The 16,969-nt window shown below is 70.3% G+C and carries 15 protein-coding genes; 14 read left to right on the top strand and 1 reads right to left on the bottom strand.

Going from position 1 to position 16,969, the window contains the following annotated elements; translation table 11 throughout:
* Positions 1-11: 11 nt before the first annotated feature.
* Entirely contained in the window at positions 12-500 is a 489-nt protein-coding gene (locus KDN32_RS17375) for a GtrA family protein (RefSeq protein WP_211733514.1), read from the bottom strand.
* A 179-nt stretch (positions 501-679) separates the two neighbouring features.
* Between KDN32_RS17375 and KDN32_RS17370 the strand changes: the two genes are divergently transcribed.
* From KDN32_RS17370 to rpoB, 14 genes are all read left to right on the top strand, one after another.
* Positions 680-1,399 carry a CDP-alcohol phosphatidyltransferase family protein gene (locus KDN32_RS17370; protein ID WP_211733513.1) on the top strand — a complete coding sequence of 240 codons (720 nt, stop codon included), beginning with the start codon at positions 680-682 and terminating at the stop codon, positions 1,397-1,399.
* A gap of 159 nt (positions 1,400-1,558) precedes the next feature.
* Positions 1,559-1,765, top strand: a complete 207-nt coding sequence (locus KDN32_RS17365; RefSeq protein WP_211733512.1) for a hypothetical protein — start codon at positions 1,559-1,561, stop codon at positions 1,763-1,765.
* Between the two features lie 102 nt (positions 1,766-1,867).
* Positions 1,868-2,824, top strand: a complete 957-nt coding sequence (locus KDN32_RS17360; RefSeq protein ID WP_211733511.1) for an ABC transporter ATP-binding protein — start codon at positions 1,868-1,870, stop codon at positions 2,822-2,824.
* A 6-nt stretch (positions 2,825-2,830) separates the two neighbouring features.
* Positions 2,831-3,616, top strand: a complete 786-nt coding sequence (locus KDN32_RS17355; RefSeq protein WP_211733510.1) for an MlaE family ABC transporter permease — start codon at positions 2,831-2,833, stop codon at positions 3,614-3,616.
* A gap of 1 nt (position 3,617) precedes the next feature.
* The gene (locus tag KDN32_RS17350) at positions 3,618-4,442 is read left to right on the top strand and encodes an MlaE family ABC transporter permease (RefSeq protein ID WP_211733509.1); all 825 of its coding nucleotides are present in this window, start codon (positions 3,618-3,620) and stop codon (positions 4,440-4,442) included.
* Positions 4,443-4,449: 7 nt separating this feature from the next.
* Positions 4,450-5,724 carry an MCE family protein gene (locus KDN32_RS17345; RefSeq protein WP_211733508.1) on the top strand — a complete coding sequence of 425 codons (1,275 nt, stop codon included), beginning with the start codon at positions 4,450-4,452 and terminating at the stop codon, positions 5,722-5,724.
* The gene (locus KDN32_RS17340; RefSeq protein WP_211733507.1) at positions 5,721-6,758 is read left to right on the top strand and encodes an MCE family protein; all 1,038 of its coding nucleotides are present in this window, start codon (positions 5,721-5,723) and stop codon (positions 6,756-6,758) included. The genes KDN32_RS17345 and KDN32_RS17340 overlap by 4 nt, the downstream gene beginning before the upstream one ends.
* Positions 6,755-7,717: an MCE family protein gene (locus KDN32_RS17335; protein WP_211733506.1), complete on the top strand. Its 963-nt coding sequence runs from the start codon at positions 6,755-6,757 to the stop codon at positions 7,715-7,717. The genes KDN32_RS17340 and KDN32_RS17335 overlap by 4 nt, the downstream gene beginning before the upstream one ends.
* A gap of 2 nt (positions 7,718-7,719) precedes the next feature.
* Positions 7,720-8,865, top strand: a complete 1,146-nt coding sequence (locus KDN32_RS17330) for an MCE family protein (protein ID WP_211733505.1) — start codon at positions 7,720-7,722, stop codon at positions 8,863-8,865.
* A complete protein-coding gene (locus tag KDN32_RS17325) occupies positions 8,862-10,331 on the top strand; it encodes an MCE family protein (protein ID WP_211733504.1) in 1,470 nt (489 codons plus the stop codon). Before KDN32_RS17330 ends, KDN32_RS17325 begins: the two co-directional genes overlap by 4 nt.
* On the top strand, positions 10,328-11,638 hold the full coding sequence (locus tag KDN32_RS17320; protein WP_211733503.1) for an MCE family protein: 1,311 nt from the start codon (positions 10,328-10,330) through the stop codon (positions 11,636-11,638). Before KDN32_RS17325 ends, KDN32_RS17320 begins: the two co-directional genes overlap by 4 nt.
* Positions 11,639-11,690: 52 nt before the next feature.
* Positions 11,691-12,359: a hypothetical protein gene (locus KDN32_RS17315; RefSeq protein ID WP_211733502.1), complete on the top strand. Its 669-nt coding sequence runs from the start codon at positions 11,691-11,693 to the stop codon at positions 12,357-12,359.
* The gene (locus KDN32_RS17310; protein WP_211733501.1) at positions 12,356-13,132 is read left to right on the top strand and encodes a DnaJ domain-containing protein; all 777 of its coding nucleotides are present in this window, start codon (positions 12,356-12,358) and stop codon (positions 13,130-13,132) included. The genes KDN32_RS17315 and KDN32_RS17310 overlap by 4 nt, the downstream gene beginning before the upstream one ends.
* Positions 13,133-13,374: 242 nt before the next feature.
* Positions 13,375-16,956: a DNA-directed RNA polymerase subunit beta gene (rpoB, locus tag KDN32_RS17305; RefSeq protein WP_211733500.1), complete on the top strand. Its 3,582-nt coding sequence runs from the start codon at positions 13,375-13,377 to the stop codon at positions 16,954-16,956.
* The last annotated feature ends 13 nt before the right edge of the window (positions 16,957-16,969 follow it).

Here is a 16,969-nt window from a genome sequence, read left to right as displayed (position 1 = left end):
GGGTCGGCCACCTAGCGCGCGCGGGTGGCAGAGACGGTCGTGCCGCTTGCATCTATCGAGCCCCGCCGGCCCACCATCGCGACACGAAATGCGAAGAAGCGCACCAGGCCGGTGCCCAGGTTGGCCGCGATGAGGACCGCCAGCTCCTGCCGGCGCGACGGCTCGGCGACGGCGGCGTCGAGCACCCACAGGGCGCCAGCCGTCACGGCGAGGCTGAAGGCCAGGAGGACGAGCCCGAGCACCTGGTGCTGCACGGTCCGGTCCGTGCCGCGGACCCCGAAGGTGACGTAGCGGTGCCCGAACGTCCCGGCGATCGTCGACAGCACGAGCGCGAGCGCGTTCGCCGGCTGGGCGGCGAGCTGCTCCCGGAGGACGACGTAGAGCAGTCCGTAGAGCACGTTGAAGGCAGCGCCCACGCAGGCGAAGACCACGAGCTGCACGAGGATCGTCCGCCAGCGCGATCCCGCTCGCGTGTGCGGCACTGACGGGACGGGTGGCATGGCGAGGCAATTGTGGCACCCCGGCGACGGAAACCACGGCCCCGTTGGCGTTGTCCTGCTCCCGGCGCCGAGCCTGATCCAGCATGCTTGGCGTTGCCACTGACAGCGGGCGCTCGAGCGGCGGGCGTCGGGTCGATGCGCAGACGCCCTCCGGGCGCGACCGAGAGGTAGCCACCCACATGACAGCGACGTACGTCGCCACGGACTCGCCGCGCCGCCTTCGCGCCGCGGGCTGGGCCCTGCACGCCTACACCGCCAGCGGCACCGCGATCGCGTTCCTCGCACTGGCGGCCGCTGTCGGCGGCGAGGAGGTCGAGGCGTTGTGGTGGCTCTTCCTCGCACTGATCATCGACGGGACCGACGGGATGCTGGCCCGCCGGCTCCGCGTCAAGGAGGTCATCCCGGCCTTCGACGGGGCGCGGCTCGACGACATCGTCGACTACATCACCTACTGCTTCGTGCCGGTCTTCCTGCTCTGGCACGGCGGCCACCTGCCGGACGGGCGGCTCGGCACCGTGCTCGCGGTGCTGCCGCTCCTGGCGTCCAGCTATCAGTTCTGCCGCACCGACGCCAAGACCGACGACCACTTCTTCCTGGGGTTCCCGAGCTACTGGAACGTCCTGGCCTTCTACGTGATCGTGCTGGACGTGTCGCCCGCAGTGACCGCGGTGCTGCTGCTGACCTGCGCGGTGCTGGTCTTCGTGCCCATCAAGTACGTCTACCCCTCCCGCACCGCCTTCGCCCGCGGCCTCAACCTCACCCTGGCCGGGTCGTGGCTCGTGACCTACGCGGTGATGCTGCTGCAGTTCCCCGACCCGAGCGTCGTCGTCACCTTCCTGTCCCTGCTCTACGTGGCCTACTACGCCGCAGTGAGCGTCGTGCTGACGCTGCGGCGCTGAGCCGAGGGCAACGGGCTCGCGAGGTAGGCGACCCGAGAGGCGATCTCGTCGGGGTCGAGGAAGCGCTCGACGCCCAGCTCCAGCGGGACGCGGGGATGGCCCACTTCGAGTTCGGCATCCTCTTCGCGACTCTCGCGCGACGGGGGCGGCACGCTGCGCGTGAGCACGCTCGCCGGTCACGCCAACAGCTCGCTCTCACGCCTGTCGCGTGCGGTCGCGCGGCACGTCGCGCTCGTACGCCGCCTGGTCTTCGACGCGCTCACGCCCGCGCAGGCCCGCGCGCTCGGGGAGGCGTGCCGCCTGGTCACCGCGCGGATCGACGAGGACCGCGCCTGGCGTCCGGGTGGTCCGGCCAGCGCCGGGTGACGCTCGTCGCACCACCCCCGTAACCCCACGCCGCGAGCGGCGTTGTCCCCCCAGGAGCAGCGCGGAGGGAGCCGCGCTCGAGCCAGAGGGAGGAGGGCGCACGTGGGTGTCGAGATCGAGGTCAAGGACCTCACCAAGTCGTTCGGCAAGCAGCTCATCTGGGGCGACGTGTCGCTCACGATCCCGGCGGGCGAGATCTGCGTGATGCTCGGCCCGTCCGGCACCGGCAAGTCGGTCTTCCTCAAGACCCTCATCGGGCTCATCAAGCCCGACAAGGGCTCGATCGTCATCGAGGGCACCGACATCGCGAGCTGCTCCGAGCGCGACCTCTACGAGATCCGCAAGCTCTTCGGGGTGCTGTTCCAGGACGGCGCGATGTTCGGCTCGATGAACCTCTACGACAACGTCGCCTTCCCGCTGCGCGAGCACACGCGCAAGTCGGAGTCGGAGGTCCGCGAGGTCGTCATGGAGAAGATGGACCTCGTGGGCCTGCTCGGCTCGGAGGACAAGCTGCCCGGCGAGATCTCCGGCGGCATGCGCAAGCGCGCCGGCCTCGCCCGCGCGCTCGTGCTCGACCCCGAGATCGTGCTCTTCGACGAGCCCGACTCCGGCCTCGACCCGGTGCGCACGGCCTTCCTCAACCAGTTGATCGTCGACCTCAACGCCCAGATCGACGCCACCTTCCTCATCGTCACCCACGACATCAACACCGCACGGACCGTGCCTGACAACATCGGGCTGCTCTACCACCGCCACCTCGCGATGTTCGGCCCGCGCGAGGAGCTGCTCAGCTCCGAGGAGCCGGTCGTGCGCCAGTTCCTCAACGCCCAGCGGGTCGGCCCGATCGGCATGTCGGAGGAGAAGGACGCCGACGAGCTCGCCGCCGAGGCCGGTCAGGAGCTCCCGCCGCTGCCGCCGATCCCGCTCCAGCTCGACCCCTCCAACGGGATCCCCCGGCGCAGCCAGCGGCCCGCGGGGGAGTGGTGCCGCGAGCACGGCGTCACGCCGCCGCCCGGCTCGTTCGAGTCCAGCAACGCCGGCCTGGCACCGGGGGCCTGAGCTGACGTGGCCACCTCCCTCTCCTCGCGCGCCGTCGCGCCCGTCGCCGTCGCGGGCAACCTGTTCGCGTTCGCCCTCGACGTCCTCCGCGCGCTGTTCCGGCGCCCGTTCCAGCTGCGCGAGTTCATCCAGCAGGCGTGGTTCATCGCGTCGGTCACGATCGTCCCGACCGCGCTGGTCGCGATCCCCTTCGGTGCCGTGATCGCGCTGCAGGTCGGCGGGCTGATCAAGCAGTTCGGCGCGCAGTCCTTCACCGGCTCCGCGTCGGTGCTCGCGGTGGTCCAGCAGGCGGCGCCGATCGGCACCGCCCTGCTCATCGCCGGCGCGGGCGGCTCGGCGATCGCCGCCGACCTCGGCGCCCGCAAGATCCGCGAGGAGCTCGACGCGATGATGGTGCTGGGCATCGACCCGATCCAGCGCCTCGTCGTCCCGCGCGTGCTGGCCTGCATGCTCGTCGCGTTCTTCCTCAACGGCATGGTCAGCGTCGTCGGCGTCACCGGCGGCTACGTCTTCAACGTGATCCTCCAGGACGGCACCCCGGGGGCCTACCTCGCCAGCTTCACCGCCCTCGCCCAGCTGCCGGACCTCTGGATCGGCCTGCTCAAGGCGCTCGTCTTCGGCGTGATCGCCGCGATCGTCGCGTCCTACAAGGGCATGAACGCCAGCGGCGGCCCGAAGGGCGTCGGCGACGCGGTCAACGAGTCGGTCGTCATCACGTTCCTGCTGCTCTTCGTGGCCAACTTCGTCCTCAGCATGATCTACCTCCAGGTCGTGCCCCCGAAGGGCGGATGACATGGCGCTCAAGGACCTCCACACCAAGCCGCTCGACGCGCTCGACGGCCTCGGCGGGCAGCTCGCGTTCCACCTCGCGGTGCTCCGCGCCGTCCCGCGCTCGATCCGGCGCTACCCGCGCGAGATCCTGCGGATCCTCGCCGAGGTCACCCTCGGCTCGGGCGCGCTGGCGGTCATCGGCGGCACGGTCGGCGTGATCATCGGCATGACCTTCTTCACCGGAGCCCAGGTCGGACTCTCCGGGTACGCCGCGCTCGACCAGCTCGGCACCGCCGCCTTCTCCGGCTTCGTCTCGGCCTACTTCAACACCCGCGAGATCGCCCCGCTGGTCGCCGGCATCGCGCTCGCCGCGACCGTGGGCTGCGGCTTCACCGCCCAGCTCGGCGCGATGCGGATCTCCGAGGAGGTCGACGCGCTCGAGGTGATGGCGATCCCGTCGATGCCGTTCCTCGTCGCCACCCGTGTCGTCGGCGGCCTGGTCGCGATCATCCCGCTCTACGTCGTCGGCCTGCTCTCGTCCTACTTCGCGAGCCGGCTCGTGGTGACCCAGATCTACGGCCAGTCACCCGGCACCTACGACCACTACTTCAACGCGTTCCTGCCTCCGGGCGACGTGCTGTGGTCCTTCGGCAAGGTCCTGGTCTTCGCCGTCACCGTCATCCTCATCCACTGCTACCACGGCTACACCGCGTCCGGCGGCCCCGCCGGCGTGGGCGTCGCCGTGGGCCGCGCCGTGCGGACGAGCATCGTCGCGATCAACGTCCTCGACCTCTTCCTGTCCATGGCGATCTGGGGCGCGGCCACGACCGTGCGGCTGGCCGGGTGAGGCGGCGATGAGGCGCAAGTCCCTGGGCGTGGTGTTCCTGGTCGTGATGCTCGCCGGCGTCTGGGCCACCTACGGCGTGTTCACCCAGAAGTTCAGCGACTACGACGAGGTCGTGGTCCACGCCTCGCGCATCGGCCTGCAGCTGCCGAAGCGCGCGGACGTGAAGATCAGGGGGGTGATCGTGGGCGAGGTGCTCGACTTCGTCCCGACCGCCGACGGCGCCGACATCACGCTCGGCCTCTACCCCGACCGCACCGCCGAGGTCCCGCGCGACGTCACGGCGTCGATCCTGCCCAAGACGCTGTTCGGCGAGAAGTACGTCTCCCTCATCCCGCCCGAGGGCGGCTCGTCCGCCCGGCCGATCCGGGCCGGCGACGAGATCCAGCGCACCGCGCTCTCCACCGAGGTCGAGAAGGTGCTGAGCGACCTCTACCCGCTGCTGCGGGCGGTGCAGCCGGCCGACCTCAACATGACGCTGAACGCCGTCGCGACCGCCCTCGAGGGCCGCGGCGACCAGCTCGGCGAGAGCCTCGAGACCCTCGACGGCTACCTCACCAGGCTCAACCCCGAGATCCCCGCGCTCGTCGACGACCTGCGGCTGACCGCGAAGGTCTCCGACACCTACGCCGACGTGCTGCCCGAGGTCGCGACCATCCTGCGCAACACGATCACGACGACCGGGACCCTGGAGGGCCGCGAGGAGAAGCTCAAGGCGCTCTTCAACGACGTGTCCCGGTTCGCCGCGGTGGCCGAGGACTTCACCGGCACCAACGGCGACAACCTGGTCCGGCTCGGCGAGCTCGCCTCCTCCCAGCTCGAGGTGCTCGCCCGCTACGCGCCGGGCTACCCCTGCCTGCTCGGCGGCATCGTCGGCGCCGGCAAGCTCCAGGCCGAGGCCTTCCGCGGCTTCACCCTCCACATCGTGCTGGAGACCATCCCCAACCAGCCCCGTGCGTACGGCCCGCAGGACGCACCCGTCTACGGCGACAAGCGCGGCTACTACTGCGGCCGGCTGCCGAACCCACCGTGGTCGCAGAGCAACCCGGTCACCCACCAGCCCGACTTCGTCGACGGCATCGACGAGCCCACCGGCAAGGGCACCAGCCGGGTCGGCCCGGGCTGGTCCGGGACCGCCGCCGGCTTCGCGGGCGGCCGCGACGAGTCCGCCGTGCTCAAGGCGCTGCTCGCGCCCGGCCTCGGCGTCAGCGCGGACGACGTCCCCGACCTCGGGGTGCTGCTCGTCGGCCCGATGGCCCGCGGCGCGGAGGTGAGCCTGCGATGAGTCCCGTCCTCGACCGCCGCACGTCCGCCGACCTGGTGAAGCTGCTCGTCTTCGTGCTCGTCACCTCGCTCGCCACCGGCGTGCTGGTGGTCACCATCGGCAACCTCGGCTTCGGCTCCTCGCGGGAGTACCGCGCCGAGTTCACGGACGCCACCGGCGTCACCAAGGGCGACGACGTACGCGTCGCCGGCGTGCGCGTCGGCACCGTGGGCGACGTCGAGATCGTCGACCGCTCCCGCGCGCTGGTCACCTTCGACGTCGACGAGGGCACCCAGGTCAACGGCGGCACGTTCGCCTCGATCCGCTACCGCAACCTCGTCGGCCAGCGCTACATCTCGCTGACCCAGGAGGTCGGCGACACCGCCCGGCTGCCCGCGGGCTCCACCATCCCGCTGTCGCGGACCCGGCCCGCCCTCGACCTCACCGTCCTCTTCAACGGCTTCAAGCCGCTCTTCCAGGCGCTGTCGCCCGAGGACGTCAACCAGCTCTCCTTCGAGCTCATCCAGGTCTTCCAGGGCGAGGGCGGCACCCTCGAGGGGCTGCTCGCGCACACCGCGTCGGTCACCTCGACGCTCGCCGACCGCGACCAGGTGATCGGCGACCTCATCGACAACCTGTCGCTCGTCCTCGACCACGTCGCCGACCGCGACCAGCAGCTGACCCGCCTGATCCAGTCGTTCCGGACCCTCGTGGGCGGGCTGAAGCAGGACCGCAACGCGATCCTCGGCTCGCTCGAGGACGTCTCCGCGCTCTCGGTCGAGACCGCGTCCCTCGTCGACGGGATCCGCGCGCCGCTGGTGCGCGACATCAAGCAGCTGCGGGCGGTCGCGGGCAACGTCGACAAGAACAAGGCCGAGCTCGACCGCGCCCTGCAGGTCCTCCCGATCAAGCTCAACAAGATCGGCCGCACCGCGATCTACGGCTCGTTCTTCAACTTCTACCTCTGCGAGTTCCAGGGCCGGGTCAACCTGCCCGCCGGCGTCTCGCTGCCGGTGAACTACCAGACCGGCTCCGACAGGTGTGATCTCGGATGAAGCCCTTCCGGGAGCGCAATCCCGTCGTCGTCGGCGCGGTCAGCCTCGTCGTGCTGGTCCTGGTCGTCGTGGCCGCGCTGCGCGCCGACGACCTGCCGGTCATCGGCGGCGGCGAGACCTACCACGCGCTCTTCACCGAGGCCGGCGGCCTGCAGGTCGACGACGAGGTCCGCATCGCCGGCGTACGCGTCGGCAAGGTCGACGACATCGCCCTCGACGGCGACCGGGTCCGGGTGACCTTCAAGGTCCAGGACGACGCAGCCTTCGGCGCCGACACCGGCGCCGCGATCAAGGTGAAGACCGTCCTCGGGTCGATGTTCCTCGCCCTCGAGCCGGCCGGCGGCGGCCAGCTCGACGAGGGCGCGACCATCCCCGCCGAGCGGACGTCGTCGCCGTTCGACGTGGTCGACGCGTTCGAGGGCCTCGCCTCCACCTCGGAGAAGATCGACACCGACCAGCTCGCCGAGTCGCTGACCACGCTGGCCGACCTGACCCGCAACACCCCCGAGGAGTTCCGCGGCGCGCTCAGCGGTCTGAGCCGGCTCTCGTCCAACGTCGCCGCCAAGGACGCCCAGCTCAACACGCTCCTGCAGAACCTGCAGCGCGTCTCGACGGTGCTCGACGAGCGCGACCAGGACATCATCGCGCTGATGAAGGACAGCGACGTGCTGTTCCGGGCGCTCGTCGCCCGCCGCGACGCGGTCCACGAGCTGCTGGTGTCGAGCACCCGGCTGTCCAAGGAGCTGACCAAGCTGGTGCGCCAGTCGCGCGCCGACCTCGCGCCCGCGCTGGCCCACCTGGAGAACGTCGTCGCCGTGCTCAACAAGAACGAGGACAACATCGACAGCAGCCTCCGGCTGATGGCGCCGTTCTACCGCGTCTTCGCCAACACCCTCGGCACCGGTCCGTGGTTCGACACCTGGATCTCCAACTTCCCGCCCGTCCCGCAGGTGGGCTGACCATGGACCTCGTCAAGCGCCTCCTCGTCCCCCTCGTCGTCCTCGGCTTCGTGGTCGCCTCGGCCGTCAGCTTCCTCGGCGGCGACACCTCGCGGACCGTCGTCGCCCACTTCCCGCGCGCCATCTCGGTCTACGAGGGCAGCGACGTGCGGGTCCTCGGCGTGCCGGTCGGCACGGTGACCCGCGTGGAGCCCACCGGCACCGACGTGACGGTCACGATGACCTACGACGAGGACGTACGCCTCCCGGCCGACGCCCGCGCGGTCATCGTCGCGCCGTCGGTGGTCGGCGACCGCTACGTCCAGCTCACCCCGGCCTACAGCGGCTCAGGGAAGGTGCTCTCCGACGGCGCGGAGCTCTCCGTGGAGGACACCGCGCAGCCGCTCGAGCTCGACCAGATCTACGACAGCCTCGACCGGCTCAACGTGGCGCTCGGCCCCCGCGGCGCCAACCGGAGAGGCGCGCTGTCGGACCTGCTGTCGGTCACCGCCGACAACTTCGGCGGCCAGGGGACGACCTTCCGCCAGACCCTGTCCGACTTCTCCCGGCTGACCTCGACGCTCTCGAACAACAAGGAGGAGCTGTTCGGGTCGGTGAAGGCGCTGGAGGGCTTCATGAAGACGCTGGCCGACAACGACCAGACGGTGCGCCGGTTCAACCAGTCGCTCGCCGACGTCTCGACCATGCTCGACGGCGAGCGCCAGGAGCTGGTGGCCGCCGTCCGCAACCTGTCGGTGGCGCTGACCGCGGTGAAGGGGTTCGTGCAGGAGAACAAGGAATCGCTGACCCGCAACATCTCCGGGCTCAACCGGGTCTCGAAGGTGCTGGTGCGCCAGCGCGACGCGCTCGACGAGATCCTGCACGTCGCCCCGGGCGCGCTCAACAACCTCGCGCTGACCTACAACCCGCAGGCCGGCACGCTCGACCAGCGGGCCAACTTCGGGGAGTCGCTCAACCAGCTCAACGCCGACCCCGCCGCGTTCCTGTGCGGCTTCGTCGGGCAGGTGGACCGGTCGGAGCAGGCGTGCGACGCGATCACCCGGCTGCTCGACCGCAGCCGGCCGGGCGCGCTGTCCGGGTCGGGGCGGATCGCGGCGCAGGACGTCTTCGACCCGACCCTCGGCGGACTCGTGGAGGTGGAGCGATGAAGCGGTTGCGACGGCTGGGCGCCCTCGTCGTCGGTGTGGCTCTGGCGACGGCGCTCGCGGGCTGCGACGCGAGCGTCTACGGCCTGCCGCTGCCTGGTGGCCCCGACGTCGGCGACGACCCGATGACGGTCGAGGTGGAGTTCGCCGACGTCCTCGACCTCGTCCCGCAGTCGACGGTCAAGGTCAACGACGTCAGCGTCGGCCGGGTCAGCGAGATCGACCTCGAGGGCTACCAGGCGCTCGTCACCCTCGAGCTGCGGCGCGACGTCGACCTCCCGGACAACGCGGTCGCCGAGCTGCGCCAGACCAGCCTGCTGGGGGAGAAGTTCGTCGAGCTGAGCGCGCCCGAGCAGGGCGCGAGCAGCAACAGGCTCGCCGACGGCGACGTCATCGAGATCGACCGCTCCGGGCGCAACCCGGAGGTCGAGGAGGTCCTCGGCGCCCTGAGCCTGCTGCTCAACGGCGGCGGCGTCGCCCAGCTCAAGACCATCAGCCAGGAGCTCAACACCGCGCTCGAGGGCCGTGAGGACTCCGCCCGGTCGGTGCTGCGCCAGCTGCGCACCTTCACCGGCCAGCTCGACGACAACAAGGCCGACATCGTCGACGCGATCGAGCAGCTCAACCGGCTCGCCATCGAGGCGGAGAAGCAGCTGCCCACCATCGACAAGGCGCTCGACGAGCTGCCGAGCGCGCTCGACTCCATCGACCGCCAGCGCGACGACCTGGTCGAGATGCTGGGCGCGCTCGACCGGCTCTCGTCGGTGGCGGTCGACGTCATCGCCCGGTCCAAGGGCGTCACCATCACCTCGCTCGAGCGCCTCGACCCGGTGCTCACCCAGCTCGCCGCCTCGGGCGACGACTTCACCAACGCCTTCAACGTCTTCCTCACCTACCCGTTCGTGGACGAGGTGGTCGGCCGCGACCCGCAGGTCGCGCGCAACCTGCACATGGGCGACTACACCAACCTGTCGATCACCCTCGACGTCGACCTGACGACGATCCCCACCACGATCCCGACCACGCTGCCCACCGAGGCCTGCATCCCGCTCAGCCAGCTGCCGCAGGACGGCCCGCTGCCCGACACCAGCAAGCTGTGCCAGGACGCGCTCGACGCGATCAACAAGTGCCTCGAGGGCCTGCGCAAGGGCGACCCCAGTGCCTGCCTCGGCCTGCCCGGGTCCGTCATCGAGGTGGTCTGCCAGCAGTACCCGGTGCCGGGCCTGTGCAGCACCGGCGGGACGTCGACCCCGCTGCCGACGCTGCCGACCGAGCTGCCCTCGACCCTCCCGACGCTGCCGACGATCCCGCCGCTGCCGACCATCTCCATCCCCGGTCTGCCACGACCCGGCACCGGGGCGCGATCCTCGCCACCGGACTCCCGCCGCGGACCGACGGTCCGCGAGCTCACCGAGAGCTACGACCCCGCGCTGGTCAGCCTCCTGGTCCCGGGACTGGTGACGCGATGATCACCCGCCGCACCAAGGTCCAGCTGCTCGTCTTCGCGCTGATCACGCTGCTCGGCGTGAGCTTCGTCGGCGCGCGCTACGCCCGCCTCGACCGGCTGCTGGTCGACCAGGACTACTCCGTGGTCGCCCACTTCGCCGACTCCGGCGGCGCGTTCGCCGGGGCAGAGGTGTCCTACCGCGGGGTCCGGGTCGGCCAGGTCGACCGGCTCGAGCTCACCGCTGACGGCGTCGACCTGGTCCTCGACATCGACGACGAGTTCGCGGGCATCCCGGCCGACGCGCACGCGCTGGTCGGCAACCGCTCGGCGGTGGGCGAGCAGTACGTCGAGCTCCAGCCGCAGAGCGACCGGGGGCCCTACCTCCGTGACGGCTCCGAGATCGCCCGCGACCGCACCGCGACGCCGATCCAGACCGACACGCTGCTCACCCACCTCGACGAGACCGTGCGCAGCGTCGACCAGGACGACCTCCGCACCGTCACCACCGAGCTCGGCCTCGCGCTCGGCGGCGCCGGCCAGGACCTGCAGACGATCATCGACTCGAGCAACGCCTTCATCGCGGCCGCCGACGAGAACTTCGACGTCACCGTCGACCTGATCCGCGACAGCAACACCGTGCTGCAGGGGCAGGTCGACTCCGAGGGCGCCTTCCGGCGCTTCGCCCGGGACCTGTCGAGCTTCACCACGACGGTCGCCGGGCGCGACCAGGACCTGCGCGACCTCATCGACACCGGGTCGGCCAGTGCCAATGAGCTGCGCACCTTCCTCGAGGCCAACGAGGTCGACCTCGGCGAGCTGATCAACAACCTGGTCACCACCGGCGAGGTGGTCGTCAAGCACCTCGACGGCGTCGAGCAGCTGCTCGTGATCTACCCGTACGTCGTCGAGGGCGGCTTCACGGTCGTGTCCAAGTCACCGGGGTCGGGGCTCTACGACGCCCACTTCGGCCTGGTGCTCCAGCCCAACCCGCCGGTGTGCCTGAAGGGCTACGAGGGCACCGACCGGCGCTCGCCGCTCGACGGCAGCAACGCCCCGATGAATGAGCAGGCCGGCTGCACCGCGGGGCCGGGCACCAACTCCCGCGGCGCGCAGAACATCCAGTCGCCGCGACCGGCCACCGGCTGGGGCCCGGCCGACCTGGCCTACGACCCGGACACCGGACGGACGATCACCGACCCGGCCGCCATCCGCCGGCTCACCGGCGCCCGCGTCCCGGCGCCGACCACGCTCGGCGACGACACCTGGAAGTGGCTCTACCTCGAGCCGCTCACCGGGGAGGGCGTGACCCCGGGCACGGGGCGTCGTTGACCCTGTCGGACCCCTGGGAGAGGGTCCGGACGTCCCGAGGGAGGGAACACCCATGTCACTGACGACCGAGGGGGCCGTGCGCGACGACGTCGCCGCGCCCGTAACCGACACCGCCCCTGCGGGCGAGCCGCGCCGGCGACCGCGCGGGCGGACGCTGCTCGCCGCCGCCCTCGTCGTGGTGGTCGCCGCCGCCACGGCGGTCCTGGTGTGGGAGCACACCGGCCGGGCGGACGCCGCCGGCGGCCTCGACCACCCGGCCGAGCGCGAGCAGGTGATGAGCCTGACCAGCCAGTTCGTGAAGCGGCTCGGCACCTACAGCCCCGACATGGTCGACGGGTCGGGGGAGATGCCGGCCTACCGCGAGCAGGTCCGCGAGGTGATCACGCCGAAGTTCGCCGCCGACTTCGACAAGGAGGTCGCCACCGCCGAGCAGCTGGTCGCCCAGGGTGGCATCACCCGCAGCGCCGACGTCTTCGCGACGGCCGTCTCCTCGATCGACGACGACTCCGCCCGGGTCCTCGTGGCAGGGGCGTTCACCGACAGCTATGCCCAGGGCAGCGGCAAGAAGGCGCGCACCGTCGACCAGGAGCCGCTGCCGTTCCGCTTCACCGTCGACCTGGTCAGGACCGAGGGCGAGTGGCTCGTCGACGACTTCACTCCCGTCAGCAGCCCCTCCGACGAGGCCGACGGAGCCGGCGCGACCGAGGGGAGCACCCCGTGAGCGACGCACCCACCTGGTACGACCTCCTCGACGTCGCGCGCGACGCCTCCACCGACGAGGTGCGCGCGGCCTGGAAGTCGCAGATCGCCGACCTCGAGCCCGGCGACCGCCGCTTCGACGCGCTCAACCGGGCAGCCAAGGTGCTGCTCGACCCCGCTGCGCGGGCGGCGTACGACGCCGAGCACCCGGAGCACCCGGCCGAGCCGCCGGTCGAGGAGGACGCTCCGGCGCAGCCGCCGGTCGAGGAGGGCGCCCCGGCGCCCGTCACGAGACCCCGCCGCGCCGTCCCCGGCTGGCTGCTGGCCGGCCTGGGCATCGTGGCCGCCGGCCTGGTGGCGGTCGCGGGCTGGACCTGGACGGCCTCCGCCGCCGACGGTGGCGAGGCCAGCACCGCGGCGCGCGAGGCGCAGGTCGCGGCCGAGCGGGCGGTCGTGCCCGTGCTGTCCTACGACTACGAGCACCTCGACGAGGACCAGCGCGCGGCGCAGGCGCTGATGACCGGCTCCTACCGCCAGGAGTACGACAAGCTCTTCGCGGTGCTGCAGGAGAACGCCCCGCAGACCCGCACCCGGGTGAGCGCCGAGGTGGTCGCCTCCGGGATCGTGCGGGCCACCGACGACCGCGTGCAGGTGCTGGTCTTCGTCGACCGCCCGACTACCAACAAGCTGAGCGCCGAGCCGGTCGTCTACAAGGACCAGGTGACGCTGTCGATGCAGCGGGTGGACGGCGAGTGGCTCGTCGACGACCTGCTCACCTCGCCCGTGCAGGGGTAGTCCCGGTCCACAGGGGTGGGCCAATCGGCGCGTTCTGCTTGACCCGGGGGACTTCGGCGTTCATAGTCGTGGCCAACGCGTGGAGCGGCCCGTCAGGGAAATCGACCCCGCGATTGAGTCATGTCCGCAGGTGCGCTATCGTAGTGCTTTGCGCCTGCCCTCAGATGCCCGACGCCTTCCGGAACGGCTGTTGCGGTGGTCGGCCGGCGCCGAGATCACTTGATCATTTGTGAGGACAACTCTTGGCCGCGCGCAGCTCCGCTGGTAACCACCGTCGCACCTCTTTCGCAAAGATCACCGAACCTCTCGAGGTTCCCCCTCTCATCTCGCTCCAGACGAGCAGCTTCGACTGGCTGGTCGGCGGAGAGCGTTGGGAGCAGGAGGTGGCAGCCCGTCGGGCCGCCGGTGAGGACGTCTCCGAGAAGACCGGTCTGCAGGAGATCTTCGAGGAGATCTCCCCGATCGAGGACTTCTCCGAGACGATGATGCTCTCCTTCGACAACCCGGTCTTCCTGGACGAGAAGTACACCGAGGAGGAGTGCAAGGAGAAGGACTTCACCTACTCCCGCCCGCTCTACGTCTCGGCCGAGTTCATGAACCACGAGACCGGCGAGATCAAGGGCCAGACGGTCTTCATGGGTGACTTCCCGATGATGACCCGCAAGGGCACGTTCATCATCAACGGCACCGAGCGCGTCGTGGTCTCCCAGCTCGTCCGCTCCCCGGGCGTCTACTTCGAGTCCACCCCGGACAAGACCTCGGACAAGGACATCTTCACCGCCAAGCTCATCCCGAGCCGTGGCGCGTGGCTGGAGTTCGAGATCGACAAGCGCGACCTCGTCGGCGTCCGCCTCGACCGCAAGCGCAAGCAGAACGTCACCGTGCTGCTCAAGGCGCTCGGCTGGACCACCGAGCAGATCCGCGAGGAGTTCGGCCAGTACGAGTCGATGATGCTGACCCTCGAGAAGGACTCCGTCCGCTACGAGGTCGTCTACGAGGAGCTGCAGAAGAAGGCGCGGGGCGAGGCCCCGACCGCCGAGCAGGTCAACGACGAGGTCACCCGCCTCGCGCTGCTCGACATCTACCGCAAGCTCCGCCCGGGCGAGCCGCCGACGGCCGAGGCCGCGCAGACGCTGCTGAACAACTACTACTTCAACGGCAAGCGCTACGACCTCGCCAAGGTCGGCCGCTACAAGATCAACAAGAAGCTCGGCCTGCACGAGGCGTTCGACCAGCAGACGCTGACCATCGACGACATCGTGGCCGCGATCCGCTACGTCGTGCAGCTGCACGCCGCGGGCGTCCAGGTCGAGGCGACCGACCTCGTCGACGCCGAGGGCAACGTCGTGGAGGGCCCCGACGGTGCCCCCGTCAAGGTCCAGGCCGACGACATCGACCACTTCGGCAACCGCCGCATGCGCACGGTCGGCGAGCTCATCCAGAACCAGCTCCGCACGGGTCTTGCCCGCATGGAGCGCGTGGTCCGCGAGCGGATGACGACCCAGGACGTCGAGGCGATCACGCCGCAGTCCCTGATCAACATCCGTCCCGTGGTCGCGGCGCTGAAGGAGTTCTTCGGCACCTCGCAGCTCTCGCAGTTCATGGACCAGACCAACCCGATCGCGGGCCTGACGCACAAGCGTCGCCTCTCCGCGCTCGGTCCCGGTGGTCTGTCCCGCGACCGCGCCGGCATGGAGGTCCGTGACGTCCACCCGTCGCACTACGGCCGCATGTGCCCGATCGAGACGCCGGAAGGCCCGAACATCGGCCTGATCGGCTCGCTCGCCTCCTACGGCCGGATCAACCCGTTCGGCTTCGTGGAGACGCCCTACCGCAAGGTCGTCGACGGTGTCGTCACCGACCAGATCGACTACCTGACGGCCGACGACGAGGACCGCTTCGTCATCGCCCAGGCCAACGCCCCCCTCGACGGCACCATGAAGTTCGTCGAGGAGCGCGTCCTGGTCCGCCAGAAGGACGGCGAGGTCGACGCGATCCTCGCCGGCGAGGTCGACTACATGGACGTCTCGCCGCGCCAGATGGTGTCGGTCGCGACCGCGCTGATCCCGTTCCTCGAGCACGACGACGCCAACCGTGCGCTCATGGGCGCCAACATGCAGCGCCAGGCCGTCCCGCTGATCACCAGCGACAGCCCGCTGGTCGGCACCGGCATGGAGTACCGCGCCGCGGTCGACGCCGGTGACGTGGTCGTCGCCGACCACGCCGGTGTGGTGAAGGAGGTGTCCGCCGACGCCATCGAGACGATGAACGACGACGGCACCTACCAGACCTACAAGATGGCGAAGTTCCGTCGCTCCAACCAGGGCACCTGCATCAACCAGCGTCCGCTGGTCAAGGCCGGTGACCGCCTCGAGGTCGGTACGCCGATCGCCGACGGCCCCTGCACCGACGACGCCGAGATGGCGCTGGGCACCAACCTGCTCGTCGCCTTCATGCCGTGGCAGGGCCACAACTACGAGGACGCGATCATCCTCAGCCAGCGCCTGGTGCAGGAGGACATCCTCACCTCGATCCACATCGAGGAGCACGAGGTCGACGCCCGCGACACCAAGCTCGGCCCCGAGGAGATCACCCGGGACATCCCGAACGTCTCCGAGGAGGGCCTGGCCGACCTCGACGAGCGCGGCATCATCCGCATCGGCGCCGAGGTCACCACCGGTGACATCCTGGTCGGCAAGGTCACGCCCAAGGGCGAGACCGAGCTCACCCCCGAGGAGCGCCTGCTCCGCGCGATCTTCGGTGAGAAGGCGCGCGAGGTGCGCGACACCTCGATGAAGGTGCCCCACGGTGAGTCCGGCACGGTCATCGGCGTGCGGGTCTTCGACCGCGAGGACGGCGACGACCTTCCTCCGGGCGTCAACCAGCTGGTCCGCGTCTACGTCGCCCAGAAGCGCAAGATCTCGGTGGGTGACAAGCTCGCCGGCCGTCACGGCAACAAGGGCGTCATCGCCAAGATCCTGCCCGTCGAGGACATGCCGTTCATGGAGGACGGCACGCCGGTCGACGTCGTGCTCAACCCGCTGGGTGTGCCGCGTCGTATGAACATCGGCCAGATCCTCGAGCTCCACCTGGGCTGGCTCGCCAAGCAGGGATGGGACCTCAACCTGTCCGGCGAGGCGGGCGAGGCCGAGTGGAAGCAGCGCCTCATCGCCATCGGTGCCGACAAGGCCGACCCGGACACCAAGGTCGCGACCCCGGTCTTCGACGGTGCCCGCGAGGACGAGATCACCGGCCTGCTCGGCTCGACCCTGCCGAACCGTGACGGCGAGCGGATGGTCAAGGAGGACGGCAAGGCCAGCCTCTTCGACGGTCGTTCCGGCGAGCCGTTCCCGGAGCCGGTGGCCGTGGGCTACATGTACATCCTCAAGCTGCACCACCTCGTCGACGACAAGATCCACGCGCGCTCGACCGGCCCCTACTCGATGATCACGCAGCAGCCGCTGGGCGGCAAGGCCCAGTTCGGTGGCCAGCGGTTCGGCGAGATGGAGGTCTGGGCGATGGAGGCCTACGGCGCCGCCTACGCCCTCCAGGAGCTGCTCACGATCAAGTCGGACGACGTGCCGGGCCGCGTGAAGGTCTACGAGGCGATCGTCAAGGGCGAGAACATCCCCGACTCGGGCATCCCCGAGTCGTTCAAGGTGCTCGTCAAGGAGATGCAGTCGCTCTGCCTCAACGTGGAGGTGCTGTCGCAGGACGGCTCCACCATCGAGATGAAGGACGCCGAGGAAGACGTCTTCCGCGCGGCCGAGGAGCTCGGCATCGACCTCTCCCGCCGCGAGCCCAGCTCGGTCGAAGAGGTGTGACGGCAGGGGCCCT

Source organism: Nocardioides palaemonis (genome assembly GCF_018275325.1).
Classification (GTDB): Bacteria; Actinomycetota; Actinomycetes; order Propionibacteriales; family Nocardioidaceae; genus Nocardioides; species Nocardioides palaemonis.
The sequence above is the reverse complement of the archived record's forward strand: the minus strand, read 5'-3'. Positions and strand labels throughout refer to the sequence as shown.

Excerpts from the sequence above, each read along its gene's own strand:
- KDN32_RS17320 (WP_211733503.1), top strand. The coding sequence starts at position 10,328 with ATGATCACCCGCCGCACCAAGGTCCAGCTGCTCGTCTTCGCGCTGATC.
- KDN32_RS17345 (WP_211733508.1), top strand. The coding sequence starts at position 4,450 with ATGAGGCGCAAGTCCCTGGGCGTGGTGTTCCTGGTCGTGATGCTCGCC.
- KDN32_RS17370 (WP_211733513.1), top strand. The coding sequence starts at position 680 with ATGACAGCGACGTACGTCGCCACGGACTCGCCGCGCCGCCTTCGCGCC.
- KDN32_RS17325 (WP_211733504.1), top strand. The coding sequence starts at position 8,862 with ATGAAGCGGTTGCGACGGCTGGGCGCCCTCGTCGTCGGTGTGGCTCTG.
- KDN32_RS17340 (WP_211733507.1), top strand. The coding sequence starts at position 5,721 with ATGAGTCCCGTCCTCGACCGCCGCACGTCCGCCGACCTGGTGAAGCTG.
- KDN32_RS17315 (WP_211733502.1), top strand. The coding sequence starts at position 11,691 with ATGTCACTGACGACCGAGGGGGCCGTGCGCGACGACGTCGCCGCGCCC.
- KDN32_RS17330 (WP_211733505.1), top strand. The coding sequence starts at position 7,720 with ATGGACCTCGTCAAGCGCCTCCTCGTCCCCCTCGTCGTCCTCGGCTTC.
- KDN32_RS17350 (WP_211733509.1), top strand. The coding sequence starts at position 3,618 with ATGGCGCTCAAGGACCTCCACACCAAGCCGCTCGACGCGCTCGACGGC.
- KDN32_RS17335 (WP_211733506.1), top strand. The coding sequence starts at position 6,755 with ATGAAGCCCTTCCGGGAGCGCAATCCCGTCGTCGTCGGCGCGGTCAGC.
- KDN32_RS17375 (WP_211733514.1), bottom strand. The coding sequence starts at position 500 with ATGCCACCCGTCCCGTCAGTGCCGCACACGCGAGCGGGATCGCGCTGG.